General features: G+C 37.3%; 21 protein-coding genes, 4 tRNA genes and 1 pseudogene. 21 read left to right on the top strand and 5 right to left on the bottom strand.

Annotated features, from left to right (window positions below):
* Positions 1-177: 177 nt before the first annotated feature.
* The 13 genes and pseudogenes from ACLPIE_RS04400 (at position 178) to ACLPIE_RS04340 (ending at position 9,330) form a co-directional block, all read left to right on the top strand.
* Positions 178-867, top strand: a complete 690-nt coding sequence (locus ACLPIE_RS04400) for a LuxR C-terminal-related transcriptional regulator (protein WP_430260034.1) — start codon at positions 178-180, stop codon at positions 865-867.
* Positions 834-2,666: an excinuclease ABC subunit UvrC gene (gene uvrC, locus ACLPIE_RS04395; protein WP_430260032.1), complete on the top strand. Its 1,833-nt coding sequence runs from the start codon at positions 834-836 to the stop codon at positions 2,664-2,666. The genes ACLPIE_RS04400 and uvrC overlap by 34 nt, the downstream gene beginning before the upstream one ends.
* 57 nt (positions 2,667-2,723) lie before the next feature.
* Complete coding sequence (gene pgsA, locus ACLPIE_RS04390) at positions 2,724-3,272, top strand: CDP-diacylglycerol--glycerol-3-phosphate 3-phosphatidyltransferase (protein ID WP_430260030.1); 549 nt, start codon at positions 2,724-2,726, stop codon at positions 3,270-3,272.
* 165 nt (positions 3,273-3,437) lie between these two features.
* Positions 3,438-3,513: transfer RNA gene (locus tag ACLPIE_RS04385), tRNA-Gly, on the top strand.
* A 23-nt stretch (positions 3,514-3,536) separates the two neighbouring features.
* Positions 3,537-3,610: transfer RNA gene (locus ACLPIE_RS04380), tRNA-Cys, on the top strand.
* A gap of 6 nt (positions 3,611-3,616) precedes the next feature.
* Positions 3,617-3,703: transfer RNA gene (locus tag ACLPIE_RS04375), tRNA-Leu, on the top strand.
* Between the two features lie 133 nt (positions 3,704-3,836).
* A tRNA-Leu gene (locus ACLPIE_RS04370) sits at positions 3,837-3,923 on the top strand.
* A gap of 252 nt (positions 3,924-4,175) precedes the next feature.
* Positions 4,176-4,328 (top strand): MbeCy, encoded by a 153-nt coding sequence (locus ACLPIE_RS04365; RefSeq protein WP_430260028.1) that lies wholly within the window; start codon positions 4,176-4,178, stop codon positions 4,326-4,328.
* Between the two features lie 118 nt (positions 4,329-4,446).
* Positions 4,447-5,007, top strand: coding sequence for a hypothetical protein (locus ACLPIE_RS04360; RefSeq protein WP_430260026.1), 561 nt, complete (start codon positions 4,447-4,449; stop codon positions 5,005-5,007).
* A gap of 666 nt (positions 5,008-5,673) precedes the next feature.
* Entirely contained in the window at positions 5,674-6,873 is a 1,200-nt protein-coding gene (gene fabV, locus ACLPIE_RS04355) for an enoyl-ACP reductase FabV (protein WP_430260024.1), read from the top strand.
* A gap of 473 nt (positions 6,874-7,346) precedes the next feature.
* The gene (locus ACLPIE_RS04350) at positions 7,347-8,552 is read left to right on the top strand and encodes a nicotinamide mononucleotide deamidase-related protein YfaY (RefSeq protein ID WP_430260022.1); all 1,206 of its coding nucleotides are present in this window, start codon (positions 7,347-7,349) and stop codon (positions 8,550-8,552) included.
* Between the two features lie 4 nt (positions 8,553-8,556).
* A pseudogene (locus tag ACLPIE_RS04345) lies at positions 8,557-8,763 on the top strand (nucleotidyltransferase domain-containing protein); the annotation flags it as partial.
* A 12-nt stretch (positions 8,764-8,775) separates the two neighbouring features.
* Entirely contained in the window at positions 8,776-9,330 is a 555-nt protein-coding gene (locus ACLPIE_RS04340; RefSeq protein WP_430260262.1) for a nucleotidyltransferase domain-containing protein, read from the top strand.
* Between the two features lie 2 nt (positions 9,331-9,332).
* Here ACLPIE_RS04340 and ACLPIE_RS04335 read toward each other — a convergent pair whose 3' ends face one another.
* Together ACLPIE_RS04335 and ACLPIE_RS04330 are read right to left on the bottom strand one after the other, a co-directional pair.
* On the bottom strand, positions 9,333-9,764 hold the full coding sequence (locus ACLPIE_RS04335; protein ID WP_430260020.1) for a hypothetical protein: 432 nt from the start codon (positions 9,762-9,764) through the stop codon (positions 9,333-9,335).
* Positions 9,765-9,903: 139 nt separating this feature from the next.
* Positions 9,904-10,329 (bottom strand): universal stress protein, encoded by a 426-nt coding sequence (locus ACLPIE_RS04330; RefSeq protein WP_430260018.1) that lies wholly within the window; start codon positions 10,327-10,329, stop codon positions 9,904-9,906.
* 300 nt (positions 10,330-10,629) lie between these two features.
* On the opposite strand from ACLPIE_RS04330, the gene ACLPIE_RS04325 reads away from it, so the two are divergent.
* Together ACLPIE_RS04325 and map are read left to right on the top strand one after the other, a co-directional pair.
* A complete protein-coding gene (locus ACLPIE_RS04325) occupies positions 10,630-10,836 on the top strand; it encodes a ParD-like family protein (protein WP_430260016.1) in 207 nt (68 codons plus the stop codon).
* Positions 10,829-11,599, top strand: coding sequence for a type I methionyl aminopeptidase (gene map / locus ACLPIE_RS04320; RefSeq protein ID WP_430260014.1), 771 nt, complete (start codon positions 10,829-10,831; stop codon positions 11,597-11,599). Before ACLPIE_RS04325 ends, map begins: the two co-directional genes overlap by 8 nt.
* Positions 11,600-11,899: 300 nt before the next feature.
* On the opposite strand, the gene ACLPIE_RS04315 is transcribed toward map, so the two are convergent.
* From ACLPIE_RS04315 to ACLPIE_RS04305, 3 genes are read right to left on the bottom strand one after another with little or no spacing between them, the layout of a single operon-like run.
* Positions 11,900-13,156, bottom strand: a complete 1,257-nt coding sequence (locus ACLPIE_RS04315) for a PTS ascorbate transporter subunit IIC (RefSeq protein ID WP_430260012.1) — start codon at positions 13,154-13,156, stop codon at positions 11,900-11,902.
* An 11-nt stretch (positions 13,157-13,167) separates the two neighbouring features.
* Positions 13,168-13,455, bottom strand: coding sequence for a PTS sugar transporter subunit IIB (locus tag ACLPIE_RS04310; RefSeq protein WP_430260010.1), 288 nt, complete (start codon positions 13,453-13,455; stop codon positions 13,168-13,170).
* 13 nt (positions 13,456-13,468) lie between these two features.
* A complete protein-coding gene (locus ACLPIE_RS04305; protein ID WP_430260009.1) occupies positions 13,469-13,915 on the bottom strand; it encodes a PTS sugar transporter subunit IIA in 447 nt (148 codons plus the stop codon).
* A gap of 234 nt (positions 13,916-14,149) precedes the next feature.
* Here ACLPIE_RS04305 and ACLPIE_RS04300 point away from each other — a divergent pair, with 234 nt between their 5' ends.
* The 6 genes from ACLPIE_RS04300 (at position 14,150) to ACLPIE_RS04275 (ending at position 22,095) form a co-directional block, all read left to right on the top strand.
* Positions 14,150-15,184, top strand: coding sequence for a LacI family DNA-binding transcriptional regulator (locus ACLPIE_RS04300; protein ID WP_430260007.1), 1,035 nt, complete (start codon positions 14,150-14,152; stop codon positions 15,182-15,184).
* A gap of 258 nt (positions 15,185-15,442) precedes the next feature.
* On the top strand, positions 15,443-16,336 hold the full coding sequence (locus ACLPIE_RS04295; protein WP_430260005.1) for an endonuclease/exonuclease/phosphatase family protein: 894 nt from the start codon (positions 15,443-15,445) through the stop codon (positions 16,334-16,336).
* Between the two features lie 1,016 nt (positions 16,337-17,352).
* Complete coding sequence (gene arcA, locus ACLPIE_RS04290) at positions 17,353-18,573, top strand: arginine deiminase (RefSeq protein WP_430260003.1); 1,221 nt, start codon at positions 17,353-17,355, stop codon at positions 18,571-18,573.
* A gap of 9 nt (positions 18,574-18,582) precedes the next feature.
* Complete coding sequence (gene arcC, locus ACLPIE_RS04285; protein ID WP_430260001.1) at positions 18,583-19,494, top strand: carbamate kinase; 912 nt, start codon at positions 18,583-18,585, stop codon at positions 19,492-19,494.
* Positions 19,495-19,553: 59 nt separating this feature from the next.
* A complete protein-coding gene (argF, locus tag ACLPIE_RS04280) occupies positions 19,554-20,558 on the top strand; it encodes an ornithine carbamoyltransferase (protein WP_430259999.1) in 1,005 nt (334 codons plus the stop codon).
* 67 nt (positions 20,559-20,625) lie between these two features.
* Positions 20,626-22,095, top strand: a complete 1,470-nt coding sequence (locus tag ACLPIE_RS04275; protein ID WP_430259997.1) for a basic amino acid/polyamine antiporter — start codon at positions 20,626-20,628, stop codon at positions 22,093-22,095.
* Positions 22,096-22,127: the final 32 nt, after the last annotated feature.

Raw genomic sequence — 22,127 nt, 5'->3', positions numbered from 1 at the left:
GGATTTATACAAGCGATAGCGCTTGGGTTAGCTTTGAAGTTGCAACTTTATTTTATACCGTTTCAGTTTTATCAAACTTTATCCTAATTGCATAAGATGCCATTGTGCCTTTCGATATGTCGATGTATTGTTAATTCAAAATAATATCCTTGTTAAATATAAATTAATCAAATAGATATGAGCATAAATATAATCATCATTGATGATAATAATATTACCATCCGTGGTTTTGAAGCTGTATTCTCCCGTCATTCACGTTATAAGGTTGTTGCCTCATTTCCATACGTTGAACAAGCTGTTACATGGAATCGAAGCCAAAAAGCGAATATTGTTCTTATTAATAGTAGTAATTGCTATTACGATTCATTAAAAACGATACAAACACTCAGACGAACTCAGCCTGATGTCGGGATTATTATTTATAATGTCAAAGATAATTATTCATTTTTTCTCAAGGCACTGGATATTGGCATTTTTGGTCTATTAAGTGTACATGTCACCGAAGAGGAATTGATTGAGGCCATTCAGATAGTAAATGTAAAGCGCCGAATTATTTCTCCCGATATAGCCCAAGATATGGCTCTGCAACGTCTAAGCTATCATAATCAACTCGATTTATATGATTTATTGTCAGGACGTGAACTTGAAATCATGCTAATGATCACCCAAGGAGTCCCCATTAAACAGGTCGCAGAGAGATTATCCTTAAGCCCGAAAACAGTAAATACCTATCGATACCGAATGTTTGGTAAACTTAATATCTGTAGTGATGTAGAATTAACTCATATAGCTATTAGTTATGGCCTAATTACAGTAAAACAGGGTTTATCCGAGTGGCAGAACAGTTCGAATCAAAAGCCTTCTTAAAAACAGTGACTAACCAACCTGGTGTATACCGTATGTATGACGCTGGGGGAACTGTTATCTATGTAGGTAAAGCGAAAGATCTTAAAAAGCGCTTATCAAGCTATTTTAGAGAAAATGTCAGCAGCCGTAAAACAGAGCAGTTAGTTAAACATATTGCCTCCATTGATGTCACGGTAACTCATACGGAAACTGAAGCATTATTGCTTGAGCATAATTATATAAAATTATACCAGCCACGCTATAACGTATTGCTACGTGATGATAAATCCTATCCATACATCTTTTTAAGCAAAGAAGCTCATCCTCGGATCACTTCTCATCGAGGGGCAAAGCATGCAAAAGGGGAATATTTCGGACCTTTCCCAAGCTCTTATGCGGTCAGACAAACATTGGCGTTAATGCAAAAACTATTTCCCATTCGCCAATGTGAGGATAGTGTGTATAGAAATCGTTCAAGACCTTGCTTGCAGTATCAAATTGGTCGTTGTTTAGCGCCTTGTGTAAAAGGTTTAGTCTCTGATGCTGACTATAGCCAGCAAGTCGAATATGTGCGCCTGTTCTTAACAGGGAAAGACAAACAGGTATTGTCTGGTTTAATTGAACGCATGGAAAAAGCGAGTATAGAATTACGTTTTGAAGATGCGGCTCGTTTTCGAGACCAAATCCAAGCGGTACGTGCGGTAACAGAAGAACAATATGTTTCAGGAGACAGCGATGACCTTGATGTAATTGGTGTTTCGTTTGAGTCTGGTCTAGCTTGTGTCCATGTGTTGTTTATTCGTCAAGGTAAAGTGCTTGGCAGTCGAAGTTATTTTCCTAAAGTGCCATCAGATACACAGCTTGAAGAGGTTGTTCAAACTTTTTTAGGGCAATTTTATTTGCAAGGAAGCGAAAATCGCACGTTACCCGGTGAAATTTTGTTGGACTTTGCACTAACAGAAAAAGATTTATTAGCGCAATCACTATCTGAATTGGCTGGGCGTAAAATCAATATCCAAAGTCAGCCTCGTGGTGCTAGGGCTCGTTATTTGAAATTGGCACGGACTAATGCATCGATTGCACTTTCGACTAAGTTAGCTCAAAACTCGACAATACATCAACGTATGGCTTCGTTAGCCAAAGTGGTTAATTTAGATACGATTGGCCGAATGGAATGTTTTGATATTTCTCATACGATGGGGGAACAAACGGTCGCTTCATGTGTGGTGTTTGATAAATCAGGTCCTGTAAAATCAGAATATCGCCGTTATAACATTACAGGGATCACGCCAGGTGATGATTATGCCGCGATGCACCAAGTTTTAACGCGCCGATACGGTAAGCATATAGATGAAAGCAAAATACCTGACATCATTTTTATTGATGGTGGAAAAGGACAATTAGGGCAAGCGAAGGATGTTTTTGATTCACTAGAGGTTGATTGGGATAAAAATCATCCGCTGCTAATCGGCGTAGCTAAAGGTAGCGACCGTAAAGCGGGGCTTGAGACGTTGTTTTTAAAGCCAGAAGGTGAGGGGTTTTCATTACCACCAGATTCTCCAGCGTTGCATATGATCCAACATATTCGTGATGAATCGCATAATCATGCAATTACAGGGCATCGTCAACGGCGAGCGAAGGTAAAAAATACCAGCGCATTGGAATCAATTGAAGGTGTTGGTCCAAAACGTCGCCAGATGCTGCTAAAATATATGGGTGGATTGCAGTCTTTACGTAATGCAAGCATAGAAGAAATCGCAAAAGTGCCCTCGATCTCATACGCACTGGCAGAAAAGATTTATAATGCATTGAAACAGTGAGTATCTTAGGGCAACATATTAAGAATATCCAACTTGGCCAAAAAGTTAGTGAGCGTGATGAAATTAAATATACCAACATGGTTGACATTATTTCGCGTCATCCTAATACCGTTTTTTGTATTAGCTTTTTATCTCCCTGTCAGTTGGGGACCTTTCGCATGTGCACTGATTTTTGTTATTGCGGCTGTTACCGACTGGTTTGATGGTTTTTTAGCAAGGTTATGGAAACAAACCACGAAATTTGGCGCATTTTTAGATCCTGTCGCTGATAAGGTCATGGTTGCAACTGCACTAGTATTGGTCACTGAAAGTTATGATGTTTGGTATGTGACTTTACCTGCGGCAACGATGATTGCACGTGAAATTATTATTTCATCTTTGCGTGAGTGGATGGCTGAAATAGGTAAACGTAGTAGCGTGGCTGTTTCATGGATTGGCAAATTTAAAACAACTGCTCAAATGATGTCATTAGTTGGGCTATTGTGGCGCCCAACACCATTAATTGAAAACCTTTCAATTGCGTTAATGTATGTTGCTGCTATCTTAACATTTTGGTCAATGTTCCAATATTTAAAAGCTGCGTGGGGCGATTTGAGCGAAGCGTGATCGAAATGATTGAAAAAACAGCGAACGATCCAATTATTTCAATAATTGTATTGACTCGATAGGTGAAATCAGTAGAATGCAACGCATCGAACGGCAACGTGGTTTACAAAAATAAATAAGTAAATCAGCCAGTTTGAAAGCATAAGCTGAAAAGTGAAGCTTTATGCGGGAATAGCTCAGTTGGTAGAGCACGACCTTGCCAAGGTCGGGGTCGCGAGTTCGAGTCTCGTTTCCCGCTCCAAATTTCGAAAGAAAGGCGGATAAGGCGCGTTAGCAAAGCGGTTATGCACCGGATTGCAAATCCGTGTAGCTCGGTTCGACTCCGGGACGCGCCTCCAAATTTAGCCCAGGTGGTGAAATCGGTAGACACAAGGGATTTAAAATCCCTCGGCCTTTAGGCTGTGCGGGTTCAAGTCCCGCCCTGGGCACCATATTAAAATAAACAGATAAATATTTGTTTATTTTTAAGTGAAAGGTCAATATATGAGTGTCTACTTCTATATTGATTGATAGGGTAAATAGGGTAAGTAATATTATCCTTCTCGATAGAGAAAATACAATTTGGCCCAGGTGGTGAAATCGGTAGACACAAGGGATTTAAAATCCCTCGGCCTTTAGGCTGTGCGGGTTCAAGTCCCGCCCTGGGCACCACTTAAACTTAGGTCATCTAAGTTTAACAATAGACCACCATAAGGTGGTTTTTTTGTATCTAACATATTCATAGTATAATTATTGTTGTTTTTTCATTAGAACTTTTCTTATCTCCCCCTTTTAATTTTTTTTGAATAAAACCGTTTTAGGGTTATTATGTAAAATAACACATAATTAGTGTAAAAAACCGTAATTAAGACCGTTCTTTTAGTATTTTATGTCAGTATTCTATCTTTACAAGAGGATCTGACTATGTCTAACATGAAAACAGAAGTTATTGTCATTCGATTAACTAAAGATGAACGAGCACTGTTTGATGCAGTAAAAACAAAACCGCTTTTAGCTGATTGGCTTAAGGAAATTGCCATGAGTGAAGTAAGGCAACAAGAGAATAAACTAAAATAGAAATAAAGTGTTGCTCTACCCTATTAGGCCATTTAGTTTGATAAGAAAAGGTTCATTTTTGGTTAATTGACGGTTTTGGTAGTATCCAATTAGATGGCTTAATAAAGGGTGTTAAGTAATGATAAAAGGAATTTTAACCATACTATTTATTGTATTAGTCACTGGTTGTACTACAAATAAATTAGATGCTCCTTATGGGTTCAAGTGGGGGCAAACACCAGATGATTTAAAAAAGCTGCACTTAAAAGAATTGCAGTGTACTGAATTTCAAGAAGGTGGGGCGCTATGCTCTGTTGCAGGCTCTCCCCATGTTAGTAATCGACTTTTTCTATTAATGTTCTCACGAGAAGAAAATCGTTTAATGTTAATTTCAGCACAGGGAAAAGATAGCCGTAATCAAGAGGTTATATTGGCTGAGTATGATGAAATCAATCAAAAAATGTATAAGCTATATGGTTTACCAAAACAAACTATTGAACGCTATAAGAGGGATACATTTTTTCTAGATAAAATCTCAGATGATGAAACAACGCCATTTAAGCGGGTTTATGAGAAGAATGGGATGCAAATTATGGTTGGTATTGTAAGTAATGCGCACTTTAGAAAAATACATAATAAAAAAGATATTATTTATTCAGTAATGATCATTCATAATTTAATGCCAACTACGCCACAATAAGTGACCTTTACGGGGGGCAGTATTAATTTTACTATTCTTACATAGTCCTGTTAGTTTACTCATATCGTATTATCATTGAAGCGCTCTTTGATTTTAGTTGCATTGATTTCAATAAACTCACCGAATCAAGGTATGATTTGATAATCAAACACGCCAACAAAATGTCATCATTGATGAAGGTGTTAATAAATAGTCGGTTAGTGAAAGCCACTTTACGGGGTTTATTAGGAGAGTACGATAAAAAACATGATTATTTTCACTTCTTTCCATTATTAATTCTACTACTTTCATCGGCAGGGCTAATTATTAAATTTGTGAGAAAATTATTGAAGTTAGAAAAAGCAACGTCAGGTATCAATCATGGAAATCGATATAAATTTCTAAAATAAAAAGAAGATGCGTGAGCTAAATAATAAATATTATGACCTTGTCAGGGGTAACATGAGTAGATAATTATAATCCCTGAGGAAAACCAAGTGAGCTTGACCGTAATTTAAAACCCTTCATAGGCGTAATTGGGGGGGTAAACGACTTAAAATAAGCAAATGATGACGAAATTGATAATAAACTGGTCTGTTCACTCGGTTTATTTTCACAGTAGCTTAAGTAAATGGATAAGATCAGGTATATTAGACTCTGATTGTTAGCTACCAAGAAAAAATTACTATGATTATCAAACCTAAAATTCGTGGTTTTATCTGCACTACAGCTCACCCAGCAGGCTGCGAAGCCAATGTGCGTGAGCAAATCGCTTATGTTAAATCTCGTGGCGAACTGAAAAATGGCCCTAAAAAGGTTTTAGTTATTGGTGCATCTACCGGTTACGGTCTAGCCTCTCGCATTAATGCTGCTTTTGGCAGCGGGGCGGCTACTATCGGCGTATTTTTTGAAAAGCCAGGCAGTGAAAGTAAAACAGGTTCTGCTGGTTGGTATAACTCAGCGGGATTTGACAAAGCCGCAAAAGAAGAAGGCTTGTATGCGAAAAGTATTAATGGTGATGCTTTCTCTGATGAATGCCGTCAAACGGTAATTGACTTAATTAAACAAGATTTAGGTCAAATTGATCTTGTTGTTTATTCATTAGCTTCTCCTGTTCGTAAAATGCCAGAAACGGGTGAAGTGGTTCGTTCTGCATTAAAACCGATTGGTGAGCCGTATAAGTCTGTTGCATTGGATACAAACAAAGACGTGCTCATTGAAGCTGTTGTAGAGCCTGCTAATGAGCAAGAAATTGCTGACACAGTGAAAGTGATGGGTGGCCAAGACTGGGAACTATGGATGAATGCGTTAGACGAAGCTGGTGTCTTAGCTGATAACGCACAATCTGTCGCTTACTCTTATATTGGAACCAATTTAACATGGCCAATTTATTGGCATGGTACATTAGGTAAAGCGAAAGAAGACTTAGACCGTGCAGCTCATGCAATTAATCAAAAATTGCAAGCAAAAGGCGGTGCAGCTTACGTTGCTGTATTGAAATCTGTAGTCACTCAGGCTTCCTCAGCAATCCCTGTAATGCCTTTATATATCTCTATTGTATTTAAAATTATGAAACAAAAAGGGATACATGAAGGTTGTATTGAACAAATTCAACGTTTATTTGCTACTAAGTTGTTTAATGAAGCAGCACCTGAGACTGATGAAAAGCATCGCTTACGTTTAGATGATTGGGAATTGCGCGACGATGTACAAAATACTTGTCGTGAAATTTGGCAGCAGTTGAACGATAACAACATCAATGAATTAACGGATTACCAAGGCTATAAGGCAGAATTCCTGCGTTTATTCGGTTTTGGCTTAGAAGACGTTGATTATGATGCTGATCTAAGTGGTGAAGTTAAATTTGAAGTTACGGAGCTTATTTAATTATCTACAGCTAATTAAATAGTGAAACCCGTGTATAATAAAGTGCCCCCAATATTGGATACCCATTTATGGGGGCTTTATATACTAACCTTGTGGAAAGCGATCCAATTTTCTACAAACTAAGTGAATTTTGGGCTGGTTTGTTTGATACAAAACTACGGTCTAAAATAAGAACATCGTAGGCTCAGTCTAAATACAGGTATAATAAATCACCATCAGTTCGAATGAACTGCATTTCATCTAATTAATGAAGATCGACGAGCACTTATTTCCTGTATATCTTCATCATCAAAGCAATATTCGCGTACTATAAACAAAATACCATTATCTTCGGAAACTACGTTATTTAAGCTTTGTACTATATGTAGATGTAAGAATGTAGATGTAAGGTAGAAGTAACAAATTACTGATTTTAGTCAGTGAGATAATAAGGTAGTTTAATAAGGTGAAATCTTTATAAAAGGGAGTCATAGATGTTAGTTGTTGAAATGTTAAGTACCGGAGATGAAGTCCTACATGGGCAAATAATCGATACAAATGCAGCTTGGCTTGCAGATTATTTTTTTCAGCAAGGGCTCCCTTTAAGTACAAGAACGACGATTGGTGATGATTTAGAAAGCTTAGTTACTACTTTTCTTGAGCGTAGTTTACATGCAGATATTCTGATTGTTAACGGTGGATTAGGGCCAACAAGCGATGATTTAAGTGCTCTAGCGGCAGCAAAAGCGCTAGACGTCCCTCTAGTAGAACATTCGCAATGGATTGAAGTGATGGAGCGTTATTTCATTGCAAGAGGACGAGTGATGCCTGAAACTAACCGAAAGCAGGCATTCTTACCGGAGGGGGCGGAGTTGATAGATAATCCTGTTGGTACTGCCTGTGGTTTTTCCTTAGAGCTTAATAATTGTGTGCTATTTTTTACGCCAGGAGTTCCATCCGAATTTAAAGTGATGGTTAAAGATCAAATACTACCACGAGTGCGTGAGCGTTTTACGTTGCCGGAGCCACCAATTTGTTTACGTTTAACCAGTTTTGGGCGTAGTGAAAGTAGTTTAGCAAAACAATTTGATGGTATGTCGCTACCTGATGGTTGTGTATTAGGTTATCGTTCATCGATGCCCATCATAGAATTAAAGCTTACAGGTCCTGCTTCACAGCGCCAATTGATGGAAAAACACTGGCATAGTATTAAACAAGGTGTTGGTGATAATATGATTTTCGAGGGCACGGAAGGGTTTGCTCAGAAAATTGCTAAACAATTACAAGAGAGAGCTTTGCGAATAGCTGTGAGCGAACAATTTAGTGCTGGCCTCTTAAACTGGACATTACATTCGGCCAAAATTGATGTTTATTTTGGGCAAATTCTTCCACAAGAGCCAGAACAAATGTTGGCGAGTTTATTACAGCAAGCGAGAGATAACGCAGCAGGTCAATCCGTGCAAATAGGACTGGCTATTGGCGATTATAGTAACCAATACATTAGTTTAGCATTATCGACACCAGAGAAAAATTATGCCCAAAAGGTGCACTATTTACCTAATAATCATAGCGAGAAAGAAAAACAAGAGGTGAGTGTTATGTTAATGCTAGACATGCTATCGCGCTGGTTAAATGGCCGTGAAGTTATCGGCTATTATGAATGGTTAGTACAAAGTGAAACGCTAGTTTTTGATAATTGAGCTTATGTCAACTTTAGACTCTAATGGTTGTATTCGTATTATTGAGTATGTCCCGATACAATCAGAATTTCAGGGAATAATAGCGGAAACTGTTAAGCTGCTTGTCCAGTTATTGCAAACGAAATTACACAGTGTATATGTGTATGGAAGTGTTGCTAAGGGAAGGGCGGTTTTTCAGAAATCTGATCTTGACCTTTGTGTCATATTGACATGTGGCATGACCATGGCTGAAGAAAGCAGATTTGCTGAAATGCAAAGGTATTTAGCAGAGCAATTTCATGAGGTCAGTAAAATTGATTTTGATATTGGTGTTTATTCTGATGTGCTTGATGAAGCAAACTTATATAGTTGGGGATATTGGATAAAACATCATTGCCGTTGTATTTATGGGGAAGATCTCGCAACGCAATTTATGCCATTTAGTCCATCAAAAAAAATTGCTAAGGCCGTAAATGGTGATTTTGTTGAGGTGCTAAATGGCTATATTAAGCAAATAGAAAATTGCAGACACTCAAATGAATTAAAATTATTGCAAAGGGCTGCTTCAAGAAAGCTACTCCGCTCGACTGATATTTTGCGTTTAGAAGGTGATAGTGATTGGCCGGAGAGTTTAGACGATTATCTGCGAAAATATACGCAACGTTATCCAGAGCAAAAAAATAGGTTAGATTATTTTTTTGCTCAAAGCTTAAACCCCATTGCTAATGGACCACAGTTTGTTAGTAATTTAAGGTGGTTTATAAATTGGTTAGTTAATGAAAAAAACAAAGCGATTTAGATTTATTTTTCAGTAGACGGTATCGATTCAATAATGTAATTGAAGCTTGAAATTCCTTTTTTACAGGCTTTTTCTTTTAAAATTGATGGTGTTTTATTTATTGTATTTTTTAAGGTTTTCAATTGGTTTGCATAAGTTTCAGCGCCAATAATACTTGGGTTGCTAACTAAATATTCGGTAGCAATATCAACTTCTTGATAAAAATACTCACATGGATTATCACTTGCTTCTATGGCCGTTAACTTTTTTAGCGAGTTGGGAAGCAGTTTCTGCGAATTTTGCGTAACAAGCTCAATATACTCCCCTGATTTTACTTGTTCAATCATGGTCGTGACTTTATTTTTCATATTGAAAAACATAACGGTAGCAATAATTAATGCAACTACAAGAACAACATTTATAGTAATACTGATCCCGAGTAGATACTTTTTCATTATGTCCCTTGAGTGTAAAGGTAATGTGTTAATTGAACCAATTATAAACTAATTTGTAGAACAATAAATGTATCTAGGATTAACACTAAAATATAGGTAACTCGGCTTCGAATTACCTATATGAAAAAGGAAATAGTTATTATCTGACTGTTAGAACAGAAATTTTTGAGTTTTGAATGACCATTGAAGCAGTTGACCCTAAGAAATAAGTCGACATACCAGGGCGGCGTGAGCCAATGACAATTAGGTCAGCGCCTATTTCTTCCGCAACTCTTAAAATCTCTTCTCTTGGTGTTCCCATTAAAACCTGTGCGCTATATTTATCACTGGAAATATTGAATTCTTTGATGATTTCAGCAAGCTTTTTAGTGACATTCTCTTGCTCACTGTCTGCTTTTTCTGCAAAGCCAAAACCCATAGTCGTATAGAATGGGACTGTAGGAATAATTGCTAAAAAATGAATATGTGCTTTCTCATATTCGGCTAAATATTGAATATGGGACATAACTAAATGGGCTAAGCTTTTTTCTGTAATATCAATGGGTACTAAAATTTTATTATACATTAATTTCTCCAGCTATCATTTTTGAGTTCGTGCTGACATTGAGCTTTTCGATATTAAAAGGTTGAGAACAAGTAGAGTAAGAGTCAAATACAGAATAAAATAATACATGCTCCTAAATAATCATAACCTATTAATAATATAAATACTTTGACGAAGCATTCATCTTAAGAAGTTAAACAAAATGCATATTTTTTGTATACATGCGGTTTGTGCTATTACACAACTGATAACTATTATCAATCTCACAAATGTTATATGATCCATATATAGTCTGTATACATAGAGTATGGTGAGGACAGTGTGGGGATTGTGAAAATTTCGGATGAGTTACATGATTATTTGCGTCATGCAAGCCAAGTGATGTCTCGTTCAATTAACTCGCAAGCAGAGTTTTGGATAAAAATTGGAATGCAAGCTGAACTTAATCCAAATAAGACATTTACAATGTTGATTAGTGAGATGCTTGAAAAAGAGTCAATAGAATCAAAAGGGAAAATTCATGAATAATATTACGATTAAAACCGCCGATGAAATTGAACTGATGCGTGAATCAGGACGACTTTTAGCAAGTGTATTCAAAATGTTAGACTCATTCATGGTACCCGGTATTTCCACAATGGAAATTAATAACAAGGTTGAAAGTTATATTGTTAATGAATTACAAGCCCGTCCCGCCAGTAAAGGGCAATATGGCTATCAATATGTGTTAAATACTTCGTTAAATGAAGTTGTTTGTCATGGTGTGCCGAAAGAAGATGAAATCTTAAAAGCAAAAGATATCATTAATGTTGATATCACATTAGAAAAAAATGGTTTCATTGCAGATTCAAGTAAAATGTATGTCATGCCTGAAGCATCTCCTTTGGCACGCAAACTAGTTAAAGATACTTATGCGGCGATGTGGGAAGGGATAAAGCAAGTTAAGCCAGGTGCGACTTTAGGTGATATTGGCTCTGCAATCCAACATTATGCTGAATCTAAAGGATATAGTGTTGTACGTGAATATTGTGGTCATGGCATAGGGCGTGAAATGCATGAAGATCCACAAGTTTTACACTATGGTATTCGCGGAAAAGGTATTGAATTAAAAGAAGGGATGACATTCACAATAGAGCCAATGATTAACCAAGGTGGTATGAAAATTAAAACGAAAAAGGATGGTTGGACGGTGGTCACTCGTGACAAAAAACTGTCTGCTCAGTCTGAACATACCGTATTGGTAACCAAAGATGGTTATGAAGTTCTGACATTGCGTGATGAAGAGAAATAATCCTTCATATTCTACAAAGTAAATAAATGTGCAAGTTTGCCACACTGCAATTTCTATATAGACGTGTAACTTTTAAATGGTAAAGAAGAAAAAATAAACAATAAAATGACTGAGATTAATTAGTAAAATAATTTAGGAATCAATACAGCTATATAATGAAAAACGACCACGCTTATCATATAAATGATAAAATGCCCGATAAAATTCACCGAGCATTTTATGTTTGAAAAGTTGTTAACTTATATAAAGTAGGATAACTATCGCCCCCCCAATGTATGGTTGCGTTGGAGGGGGCATCTATTAACGAACAATAATACCTAATAAAATTCCAATGGCTCCGAAATCAGCGTCACTGAAAGTGGTATTTGCAATTCCAATATCTCCCAATACCGGCAGTAGGAATACAGGTAAGAAAGTAATTAATAAACCTTGAGCAAATGCGCCTAAAATAGCACCTCGGCGCCCACCTGTCGCATTGCCAAATACACCAGCAGCGGCACCCACAAAGAAATGAGGCACGACACCTGGAATAATAACGGTCATGTTAAATGCATACAGGATAAACATACCTAATACACCTGCTGCAAAGCTACTTAGGAAACCAACTAATACTGCGTTTGGTGCATAAGGGAATACTACTGGGCAATCTAGCGCAGGTTTGGCATTTGGTACTAATTTATCAGAAATACCTTTAAATGCTGGAACAATTTCTGCAATAACCATGCGTACACCTTGCAGGATAATATAAACGCCAGCAGCAAATGTGATGGATTGCATTAATGAAAACATGAACCAGTTTTTTCCCCCACTGACTTCACGCACAAAATCACCACCTGCGAATAAGCAAGTAATAATAAAGATAATGAACATGGTGAATGAAATCGCAACAGGGGTATCACGTAGAAATAATAAGCTTTTAGGAACACTCATATCCTCGGTTGAATGTTCTTTATTCCCGAATTTACTACCAATAAAGCCTGCTAATACATAAGAAATGGTTGAAAAGTGGCCAATGGCGACATCATCTGAACCCGTGACTTTTTTCATGTACGGATGAGCGATTGCAGGGAAAAAGACCATGCAGAAACCAACAATTAATGAGCCTACAGTAACAAGCAAAGTTCCTTCCATACCTGCTGTTGCTAAAATTACGGCAACCATCATTGACATGAATAGGGTATGGTGACCTGTTAAGAAAATGAACTTCCAAGGTGTTAAACGGGCAATTAATATATTGATTAGCATCGCAAAGAACATAATCATTGCCATTTCACGGCCGAAGCTCTTTTGGGCAATAGAAACAATAGCTTCGTTATTAGGAACGACACCATTAATGCCAAATGCGTGTTGAAAAATAGCGGAGAAATCACCTAATGAGCTAACAACTAAACCTGCACCTGCCCCTAGAATCACAAAACCCATTATGGTCTTGATGGTACCTTTAATGCATTCTGTTACTGGTTTTTTTTGCGCGATTAGACCGATAAGTGCGATCAAACCGACTAAGATAGCAGGTTCAGATAAAACATCTTGCATCAGAAAACGAAAAAATGACATAGTGCCTCCGCTTACATTGCTCCGAGTTTCTGTAATGCCACACTCAGACGTTCTTTCATTGCTACCTTGTCGATCATATTTTCTAACGCGACAATTTCACCCCCAACTTGTTGGGCAACTAGCTGTTCAGCGATATCCGTCGTACCGACAAAAATATCGCTAACCGTTCCTTTTGCTGACCCTAAATCCACATGATCAACATCCGCGTTGACTTGTAAATCTTTTAAAATGTTTTTGATGCTCATTTCCATCATCAAACTTGTGCCTAAACCATTTCCGCAAACTACAGTGATTTTCATATTATGTTCCTTATTATTTATATTTAGCGATGACTTGAAGAATGCCATCTACGTTTTCTGATTGCATGATGCTGTCTATATCTTCTTGGTTGTCAAAAAGCTCAGCGAGTTTGGCGATTGCCTCAATATGGCTATTACTATCTGTGGCAGCCAGTGTAATGAGTAATTTAATTGGGTCATTGCCTTCTGAGCCAAATTCAACACCTTGTTTAATAACGGTTAATCCTAATGATAGCTGGTTCACTCCGTCTTCAGGGCGTGCATGAGGCATCGCAATTCCGGGGCCTAGTACGTAGTATGGGCCAATTTTTTCGTGTGATTGAATAATTGCGTCAATGTATCTTGGCTCGATGAATTTATTATTAATCAATGGCTGGCAAGCAATTTTTATTGCGTCTTGCCAATTAGAGGCGCTTTCGACGACCTGTATGACATTGGGGGTCAGTAATGTCGTTAACATTCAATTTGCTCCTGGTATGCTAAAAATCATTATTTTTTTCTGTGATTGAGAGCATAGTAGTGATCTATGGTAGCGCTATCTAGTTGAATTATTCATTTTCGTGATAGCGCTATCATTTTGGCTAAATATAACGAACAAATACTAAATCAGTGGACTTGAAAGTTAATTAACATATGGAACTTGTGGTAAGTTATAGGCGTTGAATAACCAGTTTAGGCTAAATAAAAGTATTTCATGCAAAAAACACGAAAAAGAAAAAATACTGGACGAGTTACGTTACAAGATGTCGCTAAATATGCTGGTGTAGGTTCTATGACCGTATCTCGCGCTTTGCGTACACCGGAACTGGTTTCTGATAAGCTTCGTGAGAAAATTAATGAAGCAGTTGAAGAGCTTGGATATATCCCAAATTCAGCTGCGGGTATTTTAGCTTCTGGCCAAAGTCGGATAGTTGCTGTTCTTATTCCTTCTTTACGGGATAATGCGAGCTCAGTATTTCTGCAATCATTACAAGAAGTACTGAATAAAAACCACTATCAGGTTGTTATTGGTAGTCACGACTATCAGCAAAAAAAAGAGTCTGAAGTCTTATCAACCTTATTACAGAGTAACCCAGCCGCCTTGATTATTTTTGGATCAATTAATTCTGAGAGTGTTTATCAATACCTAAAAAATGAGGCTATCCCGATTATTGGCGTTGCAATGGAGTCTAACCACCCGCTGACACTCAATGTTAAAAGTAACTTAGGTGAAGCAGTTAATTTTTTAACGCACTATATGTTACAAAAAGGGTACAAAAAAATAGGTTACATTGGTGCCCAAATGGATAGCAAAATGCAAAGTCAGCTGCTCAGTGGTTGGAATAAGGCAATGTTAAGTTATAACCAAAGTGCAGACCAAAGTATTACAACTCCTTATGTTGCTACAATGGATTTTGGTCGTCAGGCGATTAGTGAAATGTTAACGCGTCAGCCTGAACTTGAGGCTGTAATTTGTAGTCATGAAATGATAGCACTAGGGGTTATTTTTGAGTGCCAGAGACGGCTAATCAAAGTCCCTAAAATGCTAGCTGTTGCCTGTGTTGAAGGCTCTTCCAATTGCGACCATATTTATCCATCTTTGACCTCAGTCCGCATTGATTACAGTAAGATGGCGAGAGAGACAGCAAAAAAACTGTTGAAATGGTTATCGGACGTAGAAAATAATTTTTCTGAACGACAAGAAGAGATGACTTTTCCTTATAAATTTGAAGCAAGACAAAGTGCATAGAATGATACTTATGGCTTATAACTCGGAGTATTACTGAGCTTTTTTGCGCGCAGTCACAAAAGAGTGCGATGACTCACGATTTAGCAAAATAAAAGATTGTTTTTTTGTTTCTCGAAATAAGATTGCTATCTAGGTCACTGCATCATTTCCATTACCTGTTAATGTAGTAAACCGAAAACTAACCAAATACAGTTAAAGGTTAATGGTAAAAACCACATGTTGATTTACTTTGTCATTTGACAATAACAGGGGAACACAATGAAAGTATTGAAAACTGCAATTTCCACAGCCATTTTCATTTCATGCGGTGCTATGGCAACTACAACAGGTTCTGAAATTTTAAAAGTACAAGATGGCGGTACGCCGAATAGAGTTTATACCGCCAATAAACCAACGATTAAAGTTGCTACTTATAATATCGGAAAAAATGAGTTAGCGGCAGATGTGGCTAATTTAGAAAACTTAAATAAAGCTATTGCCAAGATCGATGCCGATGTCATTGTATTGACTGAGATTGATAATAAAACCGCACGTAGTAAAAAAGTTGACCAACTCAAAGAAATAGCGAAAGCCAATAAGATGGACTTCGCCTTTGGTAAAGCCCTCGATTTTGATGGTGGAGAATACGGTGTAGGTATTTTATCTAAGTATAAAATTGAAAAATCGCAGGTGGTTAATTTACCGTCTGGTGATGCGGAACAGCGTGTTGTTTTACTATCACAAATTACTAAACCTGGTTTTGATGCGCCAATTATTATTATGGGAACACACCTTGACTGGCAAAAAGACCCCACTATTCGTATTGGTCAAGTTCGTCATATTTTAGATGCATCTATTGGGGATACTGATACAGGCTTTGACAATATCGCAGCATCAATAAAAATACTAGCGGGCGATTTTAACTCCACTGCGAATGAACAACCTATCCAAGAAATCCGTTATTTGTTTGAACCTGTGACGAAAAAAGGCGTTGATTATCGTAGTTGGCCCGCTGTGAATCCTGCAATTGATATTGACCATATTTTCACATTTAAAGGCCAAGTATGGGAGGTGAAAGATATGCAGATACCGACTGATAATAAAGAGTTTCAGTGGTCAAGTGTCAGTGACCATCTTCCGATTATTGCAAATTTGGAGCTACAGGAACAATAAATAAATTACAATACTGATGGCATGAATAAAAGGCTTCATTTTGAAGACTATGTTATATAGTTTAACAATATGAAATAATTTATTTATGCTATTTCATTGGTGTAAATTTTCTTGCTATTATCCTTAATTGAAATTAGTTATGTCTATACACTTTTTAATTAGCAAATGATATTTGCATTTATATTTATAATATTATTTTCATAAACTATTTATAAATAAACAATCTATTAAATATGGTTTTTATTGTAAGGGTTATAATGCCTAAGTTTAATTATTTATATGTTGAATAGCTGTAGATGGATTTCATTTTAACAGTTCTATAATTTGAAATAAGAGCATTTAGCTCTAAAAATGATATCAGAGAAACAAAGTAGCACCATAAAAAACAAAACCTCTTTATCCCTCCCTGATTTAGTTGTATAGCACATTGAATATATTATCAATTTAACGACCATAACAGCCAATCATTTAAAAACTCTATTTATTCAATAAAGCCATACACATGAATAGTTATTTCTAATTTGAAATTTATTTAGTTGTTTGTTTTGAATAAAAATTCACATGCCAAAAAAAATGTTTATTTAGTTATTTGTTTTTTAAGGGTAACCTAAAAAAACATGACTAAAATCACAAATATTATTATTCGTAATATGCCAGTTTAATGAATATTTATTTGTTTGATTTTATTTTTTTCATTATAAAATTGATGGAAAACTGAATGTCTATATTTTACATGTATATATTGTTATTTGAAACAATGGGTTATTACTCAGTACCATAAAGTAAATTTAAATATAATAAAATAAATAACTAAAAAATCAGGTTGATTATTCATTTTTTAATTTGCTTGAAGTTTAATATTTTTGATATTCATCTATAAAAATGAAAAAGACCTAAAATTATCTTGATTAAATAAACCTTCTTATACTAATAATTTCAGTGTCGAATGTATTAACTCAATGGAGCAATAAGTCTCTTTATAATTTATTGTTCGTTATCTCTATTAAGGATTCACTATGGATAGGCATTATGTCGGCTCTGAAATAGGTCAGCTTCGTAGTGTGATGCTGCATCGCCCCAATTTAAGTTTGAAGAGGCTTACTCCTTCAAATTGTCATGAATTATTATTTGATGATGTTCTTTCTGTTGAACGAGCCGGAGAAGAACATGATGTATTTTCGAGTGTATTACGTACTCAAGGAGTTGAAGTTCTTTTACTTACAGATTTACTGACACAAACATTAGAAATTAATGATGCTAAAAATTGGTTATTAGAAACACAGGTTTCTGGTTATCGTATTGGACCTAAATTTGCTGTTGATTTACATCATTGGTTGCTTGAAATGCCTCATCGCAATTTGGCTCGCTGTCTAAGTGGAGGCTTAACTTATGGTGAAATTCCTAAGTCGATTAAAAATTTAGAGGTTGATACACACTGTGATACAGATTTTATTATAGAACCTCTACCAAATCATTTATTTACTCGCGATACATCTTGTTGGATCTATAACGGCGTATCTATTAACCCGATGGCAAAAGTAGCTCGTCAACGAGAAACTAATAATTTACGAGCCATATATCGTTGGCACCCGATATTCGCGAATGGGGATTTTATTAAATATTATGGTGAGGAAAATATTAACTATGACCATGCCACTCTTGAAGGTGGTGATGTTTTGGTTATTGGTCGTGGCGTCGTATTAATTGGAATGTCTGAACGTACAACCCCCCAAGGTATTGAGTTTCTAGTCGAAGCATTATTTAAACATGAACAAGCAAACAAGGTTATTGTCGTTGAATTACCAAAACATCGTTCGTGTATGCATCTTGATACCGTAATGACTCATCTCGACCTAAACATTTTTTCAGTGTACCCAGAAATCGTTCGCAAGGATATTCAGTGCTGGACGTTAACACCGGATAAAAATGGGGGAGTTAAGCGTGTTTTAGAGACTAGCTTGGTCAATGCAATTGAACAGGCACTAAAAATTGGGGCAATAGAGCTAATTACTACAGGAGGAGATGCATTTGAAGCTGAACGCGAGCAATGGAACGACGCTAATAATGTACTGACTATTCGCCCTGGGGTGGTCATTGGATATGAACGAAATACTTGGACAAACGAAAAATACGATAAAGCAGGTATCACTGTTTTGACCATTCCAGGAGATGAACTTGGGCGTGGTCGTGGCGGTGCCCGTTGCATGAGTTGTCCATTAGAACGAGATGGGATTTAAGGCGGGAATATGAAGAAAAAACCAACATTGGTTGTTGCTTTAGGCGGAAATGCATTACTAAAGCGCGGAGAGCCGTTAGAGGCAGATATTCAGCAAGCGAATATTAAGCTTGCTGCAAAAGTAATAGCCCAGCTAACTAAACAATGGAAAGTCGTTCTTGTTCATGGAAATGGTCCCCAAATTGGCTTACTGGCTTTACAAAATAGTGTCTATGAGCCAGTTAAACCTTATCCACTTGATATTCTTGGTGCTGAAAGTCAGGGCATGATCGGCTATATGTTGCAACAGGCTCTGATGAATGAGTTACCCAAGAAAAAAATTACTGTGCTACTCACGCAAGTTGAAGTTGATCCTAATGATCCTGCAATGGATAACCCTCAAAAATTTATCGGTCCTGTTTATGACAAGCAGCAAGGGGAGTTATTGAGCAGTCAAAAAGGCTGGTCAGTGAAAGCGGATGGGCAATATTTTCGCCGAGTAGTGCCATCACCAGAACCCAAATTCATTCTAGAAGAGGATGCCATCAATACATTGATTGAAAGTGACCATTTGGTTATCTGCAACGGTGGTGGCGGGGTGCCTGTGTTAAAAGGAGCTGATGGTTATCATGGTATTGAAGCTGTTATTGATAAAGATCTCGCTGCGGCTTTGCTTGCTTGTCAGATCAATGCCGACGCATTACTGATTTTGACAGATGCTGATGCGATTTATCGTAATTGGGGAAAGACTAATCAACAAGCAATATCTCAAATATCCCCTCTTGAGCTAAGTAAAATTAGCTTTGATGCAGGTTCAATGGGGCCAAAAGTGGACGGTTGTTGTCGTTTTGTTACCCGTTGTCACGGGGTAGCGGGAATTGGCTCACTAGAAAATGGATTGGAGATACTCGATGGTACGAAAGGTACGTTGATCATTGAATAAAGCCAACTGCCAATGACGGATATTAACTCCATATTAATATTTTATCTGAGATAAATACTATGACGATTAACTTAAAAAACCGCAATTTCTTGAAACTTATTGATTTCAATGCTGCTGAAATTCAATATCTCATTGACCTAGCGAGTGAGCTTAAAACTGCGAAAAAAGCAGGTACTGAACAGAAAAGACTAAAAGGTAAAAATATAGCCCTCATCTTTGAAAAAGACTCAACCCGTACACGGTGTGCTTTTGAGGTTAGTGCCTTTGACCAAGGTGCTAAAGTCACTTATTTAGGACCAAGTGGTTCGCAAATTGGTCATAAAGAGTCAATAAAGGATACCGCTCGTGTTTTAGGTCGAATGTACGATGGAATCGAATATCGCGGTTATGCTCAGCATCTTGTTGAAGAATTAGGATTGTATTCGGGAGTGCCCGTTTGGAATGGATTAACAAATGAATCCCACCCAACCCAGATACTTGCCGACTTTATGACTATGTTAGAGCATGCGCCAAATAAAAAACTGAGTGATTTATCTTTTGCTTACCTCGGTGATGCCAGAAATAACATGGGAAATTCGTTATTGGTGGGAGCCGCTATCATGGGGATGGATATTCGCTTGGTGTCACCTCAAGAATTTAGACCCGATGAGCAAATAGTCGAGCGTTGTATTGCTATAGCTAAAAAAAGTGGTGCTCACATCACTCTGACAGAAGATGTAGTAAGCGGGGTTGCTGGCGTTGATTTTATCTATACAGATGTATGGGTTTCAATGGGAGAACCAAAAGAAAACTGGGCAAAGCGTGTGAGCCTTATGCTGCCATATCAAGTAAATCAAGATGTAATTAATGCAACAGGCAATCCGAATGTTAAGTTTATGCATTGTTTACCTGCCTTTCATAATCAGCACACAACAATCGGTAAAGAGATTGAAGATACTTATGGCCTAAAAGGGTTAGAGGTCACTGAAGATATATTCGAATCAAAATACTCCATTGTATTTGATGAAGCTGAAAACCGGATGCATACCATTAAAGCCGTCATGGTTGCGACGCTCGCCGATTAACTTTATATGTGCGTGTTTATTCATCCAACTGAAATAGTGTTGGGTGGTAAAAAGAGGATTGACTAAAATGGCGGATACAAAACAAAATGATAATACAGTCGTCCCCATGGTTACTGAAAAAAAACTTGGGGTTAATGCGTTAATTGCTTTAGTCATTGGTTCAATGCTGGGAGGAGGGGTATTTAGTTTACCGCAAAACTTTGCATCAGTAGCTTCACCCGGAGCCTTAATTATTGGTTGGGTCATTACTGGTGTTGGTATGCTTTGCTTAGCGTTTATTTACCAAAATCTAAGTATGCGTTGCCCTGATCTTGATGGGGGTATATACAGCTACGCTCGTGCCGGTTTTGGTGATTTTATTGGCTTTCAATCAGCATGGGGGTATTGGCTATCGGTATGGATTGGTAACGTATCCTATCTAGTATTATTATTTAGCGCTATAAGCTTTTTTTTCCCCCTTTTTGGCAATGGCAATAATCTACCATCCATTATAGGTGCATCCATTGTATTGTGGGTTGCTCACTCATTGGTATTATACGGTATTCGAGAAGTTGCATTCATCAATACTATTCTAACAGTGATTAAAGTCGCTATTCTTATCGTGTTTATCGGTGCAGTACTAGTGGCATTTAAAATAGGAGTGTTTACCGCTGATTTTTGGGGACGTATGCTTATGGTTAGTGGTAGCCATTCTGACATATTAAATCAAGTTAAAAGTACTATGTTGGTAACCACATGGGTCTTCATTGGTATTGAAGGAGCAACCGTGGTATCTGCCCGAGCAGCGAAACGAAAAGATATAGGTAAAGCAACGGTAGTTGGCTTGTTGGGCGCACTATCTATTTATATTTTAGTTAGCTTACTGTCTATGGGAGTATTAAGTCAGGCAACATTAGCAGGTCTTAAAAATCCATCTATGGCAGGGGTGCTGGAAAATATCATTGGTCCTTTGGGGGCAAAGTTCGTTTCAGGTAGCGTGGTTATTTCGCTAACAGGGGCGTTATTAGCTTGGACCCTTTTTGCTGCGGAATTGCCTCGTATAGCAGCAAAAGATGGGATATTTCCTCGTATATTCACGAAAATAAATAAAAAGAGTTCACCATCATTTTCATTATGGATTACGAATGGGCTTATTCAATTCTTTCTTATTTTCACTTTAGCGTCTACAGCGGGGTATCAATCAATATTCTCGATGGCAACAGCGGCTATATTACCCCCTTACTTATTTAGTGCAGCTTATGGATTAAAATTAGCCTTGACTGCCGAGCGTTATGGGGATAAAGAACCACGAACAGGGGCACTTATTTGTGGCGTAATTGCTACTCTTTATGGGGTATGGCTATGTTATGCTGCAGGTGATTCAATGCTTCTCAGTTCTTTACTATTTTTGCCTGGTATTTTGGTTTTTTTATGGCAAAAAAAATCCCAGTCTCATTTAATGATGAAAAGTGCTGACTGGGTGGTTGCACTCATGATTTTAGCGGTTTCTTTGTGGACATTAAATCTTTTGCTTAGAGGGGAATTACATATCGTTTAATTTGATTCTAGTGTATTTAGTAAGCGAGAGAA

The sequence above is a fragment of the Providencia sp. Me31A genome, from assembly GCF_050487165.1.
Classification (GTDB): Bacteria; Pseudomonadota; Gammaproteobacteria; order Enterobacterales; family Enterobacteriaceae; genus Providencia.
Note: the sequence above shows the minus strand (reverse complement) of the source record. Positions and strands in the feature narration are given on the sequence as shown.

Bases quoted from the DNA above. Each gene is read 5' to 3' on its own strand.
- ACLPIE_RS04400 (WP_430260034.1), top strand. From the start codon at position 178: ATGAGCATAAATATAATCATCATTGATGATAATAATATTACCATCCGT.
- pgsA (WP_430260030.1), top strand. From the start codon at position 2,724: ATGAAATTAAATATACCAACATGGTTGACATTATTTCGCGTCATCCTA.
- ACLPIE_RS04365 (WP_430260028.1), top strand. From the start codon at position 4,176: ATGTCTAACATGAAAACAGAAGTTATTGTCATTCGATTAACTAAAGAT.
- ACLPIE_RS04360 (WP_430260026.1), top strand. From the start codon at position 4,447: ATGATAAAAGGAATTTTAACCATACTATTTATTGTATTAGTCACTGGT.
- fabV (WP_430260024.1), top strand. From the start codon at position 5,674: ATGATTATCAAACCTAAAATTCGTGGTTTTATCTGCACTACAGCTCAC.
- ACLPIE_RS04350 (WP_430260022.1), top strand. From the start codon at position 7,347: ATGTTAGTTGTTGAAATGTTAAGTACCGGAGATGAAGTCCTACATGGG.
- ACLPIE_RS04340 (WP_430260262.1), top strand. From the start codon at position 8,776: ATGGCTGAAGAAAGCAGATTTGCTGAAATGCAAAGGTATTTAGCAGAG.
- ACLPIE_RS04335 (WP_430260020.1), bottom strand. From the start codon at position 9,764: ATGAAAAAGTATCTACTCGGGATCAGTATTACTATAAATGTTGTTCTT.
- ACLPIE_RS04330 (WP_430260018.1), bottom strand. From the start codon at position 10,329: ATGTATAATAAAATTTTAGTACCCATTGATATTACAGAAAAAAGCTTA.
- map (WP_430260014.1), top strand. From the start codon at position 10,829: ATGAATAATATTACGATTAAAACCGCCGATGAAATTGAACTGATGCGT.
- ACLPIE_RS04315 (WP_430260012.1), bottom strand. From the start codon at position 13,156: ATGTCATTTTTTCGTTTTCTGATGCAAGATGTTTTATCTGAACCTGCT.
- ACLPIE_RS04310 (WP_430260010.1), bottom strand. From the start codon at position 13,455: ATGAAAATCACTGTAGTTTGCGGAAATGGTTTAGGCACAAGTTTGATG.
- ACLPIE_RS04305 (WP_430260009.1), bottom strand. From the start codon at position 13,915: ATGTTAACGACATTACTGACCCCCAATGTCATACAGGTCGTCGAAAGC.
- ACLPIE_RS04300 (WP_430260007.1), top strand. From the start codon at position 14,150: ATGCAAAAAACACGAAAAAGAAAAAATACTGGACGAGTTACGTTACAA.
- ACLPIE_RS04295 (WP_430260005.1), top strand. From the start codon at position 15,443: ATGAAAGTATTGAAAACTGCAATTTCCACAGCCATTTTCATTTCATGC.
- arcA (WP_430260003.1), top strand. From the start codon at position 17,353: ATGGATAGGCATTATGTCGGCTCTGAAATAGGTCAGCTTCGTAGTGTG.
- arcC (WP_430260001.1), top strand. From the start codon at position 18,583: ATGAAGAAAAAACCAACATTGGTTGTTGCTTTAGGCGGAAATGCATTA.
- argF (WP_430259999.1), top strand. From the start codon at position 19,554: ATGACGATTAACTTAAAAAACCGCAATTTCTTGAAACTTATTGATTTC.
- ACLPIE_RS04275 (WP_430259997.1), top strand. From the start codon at position 20,626: ATGGCGGATACAAAACAAAATGATAATACAGTCGTCCCCATGGTTACT.